This is a genomic window from Streptomyces sp. P5F9 (assembly GCF_057961495.1).
The window spans coordinates 1-4,627 of the sequence record NZ_JBXVPZ010000629.1 but is presented as its reverse complement, the minus strand read 5'-3'; the positions used below and the strand labels follow the sequence as shown (position 1 = coordinate 4,627).

Genomic DNA, 4,627 nt, shown 5'->3' with positions numbered 1-4,627 from the left:
CCCGCCGCCGCACCCACCGCCCCCTGGATCCAGCGACTGGTCATCACGATCGTCGCCGCCCTCGCCCTCACCGTCTTCGCCTACGGCATCGACGCCGAGGACCAACTCTTCGTCGGCTTCCTCATCGTGGTCGTCTTCACCACCTGGGCCCTGCACAGCGCCGGCCTCTTCGACCGGTTCAGCCACCTCACGGCCACCAACCGCAGCTTCGCCCTCGCCATGGGCTTCGTCGCCGCGATCGGCTTCCCCTTCACCCAGACCAACGACCACTACGCCAACCTCGGCGTCAACATCCTGATCTTCGGGACCGTCGCCCTCGGCCTCAACATCGTCGTCGGCCTCGCCGGACTCCTCGACCTCGGCTACGTCGCCTTCCTCGGCGTCGGCGCCTACACCGCCGCCCTGGTCTCCGGCTCCGAGTTCTCCAAGTTCTCCGGCGTCCAGTTCCCCTTCTGGGCCGCAGCACTCACCGGTGCGGCCGCATCGCTGGTCTTCGGCGTCCTCATCGGCGCCCCCACCCTGCGCCTGCGCGGCGACTACCTCGCCATCGTGACCCTCGGCTTCGGAGAGATCTTCCGCATCTCCGTCAACAACATGGACGGCGTCTCCGGCCCCGACGTCACCAACGGCCCCAACGGCATCCCGTCCATCCCCGACCTGTCGTTCTTCGGCTTCAACTTCGGCCAGAACCACGACATCGCCGGATTCACCATCGGCCGGTTCGCCAACTACTACCTGCTCATGGTCCTGATCAGCGCCCTCGTCGTCACGATCTACCGCCGCGCCTCCGACTCCCGCATCGGCCGATCCTGGATCGCCATCCGCGAGGACGAGACCGCCGCCACCGCCATGGGCATCAACGGCTTCCGCGTCAAGCTCATCGCCTTCGCCCTCGGCGCCACCCTCGCCGGCCTCGCCGGCACCGTCAGCGCCCACGTCACCTACAGCGTGGTGCCGAACCCGTACCAGTTCGCCGGAGCGGCCCCGCCCAACTCCGCGTTCCTCCTGGCCGCCGTCGTCCTCGGCGGCATGGGCACCGTCTCCGGACCCTTCCTCGGCGCCGCCCTGCTCTACCTCCTCCCGGAGAAGCTCGTCGCCCTCCAGGACAAGTCACTCCTCGCCTTCGGCATCGCGCTCATCCTCCTGATGCGCTTCCGCCCCGAAGGAATCATCCCCAACCGCCGACGCCAGCTCGAATTCCACGAGACCGGCCAACTCGACGTACCGGACACCACGACCCTGACCGACGAACCGGCCATCACCAAGGCAGGGGCGTAGAGAGCCATGACGACACCCGTACTCGAAGCCCGTGACGTCACCATGCGCTTCGGCGGCCTCACCGCCGTCCGCTCCGTCGACTTCACCGTCAACGCCGGCGAGATCGTAGGCCTCATCGGCCCCAACGGCGCCGGCAAGACCACCTTCTTCAACTGCCTCACCGGCCTCTACGTCCCCACCGAGGGCACGGTCTCCTACCAGGGCACGGTCCTTCCGCCCAAGCCCCACCTGGTGACCAAGGCCGGCATCGCCCGCACCTTCCAGAACATCCGCCTGTTCGCCAACATGACGGTCCTGGAAAACGTCCTCGTAGGCCGCCACACCCGCACCAAAGAAGGCCTCTGGTCGGCCCTCCTCCGCGGCCCCGGCTTCAAGAAGGCCGAAAAGGCCAGCGAAGAACGCGCCATGGAACTCCTGGAGTTCATCGGCCTCGCCCACAAGCGCGACCACCTGGCGAGAAACCTCCCCTACGGCGAACAGCGCAAGCTGGAGATCGCACGCGCCCTGGCCTCCGAGCCAGGTCTCCTGCTGCTGGACGAGCCGACGGCCGGCATGAACCCCCAAGAGACGCGGGCGACCGAAGAGTTGGTCTTCGCCATCCGCGACAAGGGCATCGCCGTCCTCGTCATCGAGCACGACATGCGCTTCATCTTCAACCTCTGCGACCGCGTCGCCGTCCTCGTCCAGGGCGAAAAACTCGTCGAAGGCACCTCCGACGTCGTCCAGGCCGACGAACGCGTCGTAGCCGCCTACCTCGGCGAACCGTTCGAAGGCACCACCGACGAAACGGCACCGACAGCCGAGACCACGGAAGCGGAGAGCACCACCAGCACCAAGGGAGAAGCCCAGTGACCGCACTGCTAGAGGTCGAGGACCTCAGGGTCTCCTACGGCAAGATCGAAGCCGTCAAGGGCATCTCCTTCAGCGTCGAAGCCGGCCAGGTCGTCACCCTCATCGGCACCAACGGCGCCGGCAAGACCACGACCCTGCGCACCCTCTCGGGCCTGCTGCAACCCTCGGGCGGCAAGATCACGTTCGACGGCAAACCGCTCAACAGCGTCCCCGCCCACAAGATCGTCGCCCTCGGACTGGCCCACTCCCCCGAAGGCCGGCACATCTTCCCCCGCCTCACCATCGCTGAAAACCTCCAACTCGGCGCCTTCCTCCGCAAGGACAACGCAGGCATCGAGAAGGACATCCAGCGCGCCTACGACCTCTTCCCCATCCTCGGAGAACGTCAGAAGCAGGCAGCGGGCACACTGTCCGGCGGCGAACAGCAGATGCTGGCGATGGGCCGCGCCCTCATGTCCCAGCCGAAGCTCCTGATGCTCGACGAGCCCTCCATGGGCCTCTCGCCGATCATGATGCAGAAGATCCTGTCGACGATCGTGGAACTCAAGGCGTCCGGCACGACGATCCTGCTGGTCGAACAGAACGCCCAAGCAGCGCTCTCCCTCGCCGACCAGGGCCACGTCATGGAGGTCGGCAACATCGTCCTCTCCGGCACAGGCGAGGACCTCCTGCACGACGAGTCGGTACGGAAGGCATACCTCGGCGAGGACTGAGTCTTCGTCTTACGGTTGCTCTTCTACGACGAGGCCCGCGCCCCCAGCTTCGGGGGCGCGGGCCTCGTCGTACGTACTGCCATGGGTCGATGTCAGCCCTTCGAGGACTTCTTCTCGTCCGCGTCCTGGATGACCGCCTCGGCGACCTGCTGCATCGACATCCGCCGGTCCATCGACGTCTTCTGGATCCACCGGAACGCGGCCGGCTCACTCAGTCCGTACTCGGTCTGCAGAATCGACTTCGCACGGTCGACCAGCTTGCGGGTCTCCAGACGCAGCGTGAGGTCGGCGACCTCCTGCTCCAGCTGCTTGAGCTCGGTGAAGCGGGACACCGCCATCTCGATCGCGGGCACGACGTCACTCTTGCTGAAGGGCTTCACCAGGTACGCCATCGCACCGGCGTCCCTCGCCCGCTCGACGAGGTCGCGCTGCGAGAAGGCGGTGAGCATCAGCACCGGCGCGATGCCCTCCTCGGCGATCTTCTCGGCGGCGGAGATCCCGTCCAGCTTGGGCATCTTCACGTCGAGGATCACCAGGTCGGGCTTGTGCTCACGGGCCAGCTCGACGGCCTGCTCACCATCACCGGCCTCACCGACGACGGTGTACCCCTCCTCCTCCAGCATCTCTTTGAGATCGAGCCGGATCAGGGCCTCGTCCTCGGCGATGACGACACGGGTCGTCAGCGGAGGCACGTGCGACTTGTCGTCGTCGGGCGCGTCTACGGGCTGGGGCGACTCGGGGGCGGTCACGGGGGCTCCTTGTTGCGGGCCGGGCAGGTTGTGCTGCTTATGCAGCCTACCTAGAGGCAAGGACCTGCGGTGACCCGGTAGACTCCTCCACGGCTCACCAACTTGCCCGGTTGGAGGAACTGGTCAGACTCGCGGTGCTCAAACCACCGTGCCTTAGGGCATGTGGGTTCGAATCCCACACCGGGCACCTGTAAGCGGAGGTTCACGTTCGCGTGAACCTCCGCTTTTTGCTGCGTGTCGCGACGATCACTCTCACAGAGTGTGCACATGTACGACGTCAGCACACGCAAGCGAGCGCTCGCACTGGTCGAGCAAGGCCGCAGCCTCAACTCCGTGAGCCGCGAGACCGGCATCTCCCGCGCCACGATCCGCTCCTGGCAGGACCGACTCGAACCCCTGCCCAGCATCACGACTCCGGCTCCCGGGCCCCCCGCCGACAATCAGGCCTACGCCTACCTCCTGGGCCTCTATCTCGGCGACGGCTGCGTCAGCGCCCACCCGCGCGGCACCGGCTACTACCTCAGGATCGCGTGCGCCGACGCATGGCCCGGGCTCATCCAACTATGCCGCGAGGCCATAACGAAGGTGCGCCCCGGCATCGGCGTCTTCGCACTCCAGAAGGAGGGCTACGCAATGGTGACCAGTTACTACCGACACTGGCCTCACCTCTTCCCCCAGCACGGCCCCGGCAAGAAGCACCACCGCCTTATCGCCCTCGAACCCTGGCAGCAGGAGATCGTCGACGCCCACCCCTGGGAGTTCATCCGGGGTCTCGTCCACTCCGACGGCTGCCGCATCACCAACTGGACGACCCGCCTCGTCCGCGGTGAGACAAAGCGCTACGAATACCCCCGCTACTTCTTCACCAACCTCTCCACGGACATCAGGCAGCTCTACACCGACACCCTCGACAAGGTCGGCGTCAGCTGGAAGCAGGCCAACGCCAACAACATCTCCGTCGCCCGCAAAGCCTCAGTCGCCCTCATGGACGCCCACGTAGGCCCCAAACACTGACCCCGCAACATGACGCGTCAC

Annotated in this window: 5 protein-coding genes and 1 tRNA gene; 5 read left to right on the top strand and 1 reads right to left on the bottom strand. The window is 66.3% G+C overall.

What is annotated here, in order from left to right:
- The 3 genes from AC31A1_RS47270 to AC31A1_RS47260 all read left to right on the top strand — a co-directional run.
- On the top strand, nt 1-1,278 hold a 1,278-nt coding region (locus AC31A1_RS47270; protein ID WP_489659239.1), incomplete at its 5' end, for a branched-chain amino acid ABC transporter permease.
- 6 nt (nt 1,279-1,284) lie between these two features.
- Nucleotides 1,285-2,130, top strand: a complete 846-nt coding sequence (locus tag AC31A1_RS47265) for an ABC transporter ATP-binding protein (protein WP_489659238.1) — start codon at nt 1,285-1,287, stop codon at nt 2,128-2,130.
- The gene (locus AC31A1_RS47260) at nt 2,127-2,843 is read left to right on the top strand and encodes an ABC transporter ATP-binding protein (RefSeq protein WP_393753042.1); all 717 of its coding nucleotides are present in this window, start codon (nt 2,127-2,129) and stop codon (nt 2,841-2,843) included. Before AC31A1_RS47265 ends, AC31A1_RS47260 begins: the two co-directional genes overlap by 4 nt.
- A gap of 92 nt (nt 2,844-2,935) precedes the next feature.
- On the opposite strand, the gene AC31A1_RS47255 is transcribed toward AC31A1_RS47260, so the two are convergent.
- Nucleotides 2,936-3,592, bottom strand: a complete 657-nt coding sequence (locus tag AC31A1_RS47255; protein ID WP_019062225.1) for an ANTAR domain-containing response regulator — start codon at nt 3,590-3,592, stop codon at nt 2,936-2,938.
- Nucleotides 3,593-3,696: 104 nt separating this feature from the next.
- Here AC31A1_RS47255 and AC31A1_RS47250 point away from each other — a divergent pair.
- Nucleotides 3,697-3,779 (top strand) — tRNA-Leu (locus AC31A1_RS47250).
- A gap of 80 nt (nt 3,780-3,859) precedes the next feature.
- Nucleotides 3,860-4,606, top strand: coding sequence for a helix-turn-helix domain-containing protein (locus tag AC31A1_RS47245; protein ID WP_489659237.1), 747 nt, complete (start codon nt 3,860-3,862; stop codon nt 4,604-4,606).
- The last annotated feature ends 21 nt before the right edge of the window (nt 4,607-4,627 follow it).

Coding starts and splice junctions, on each gene's coding strand:
- AC31A1_RS47265 (WP_489659238.1), top strand. CDS start 1,285: ATGACGACACCCGTACTCGAAGCCCGTGACGTCACCATGCGCTTCGGC.
- AC31A1_RS47245 (WP_489659237.1), top strand. CDS start 3,860: ATGTACGACGTCAGCACACGCAAGCGAGCGCTCGCACTGGTCGAGCAA.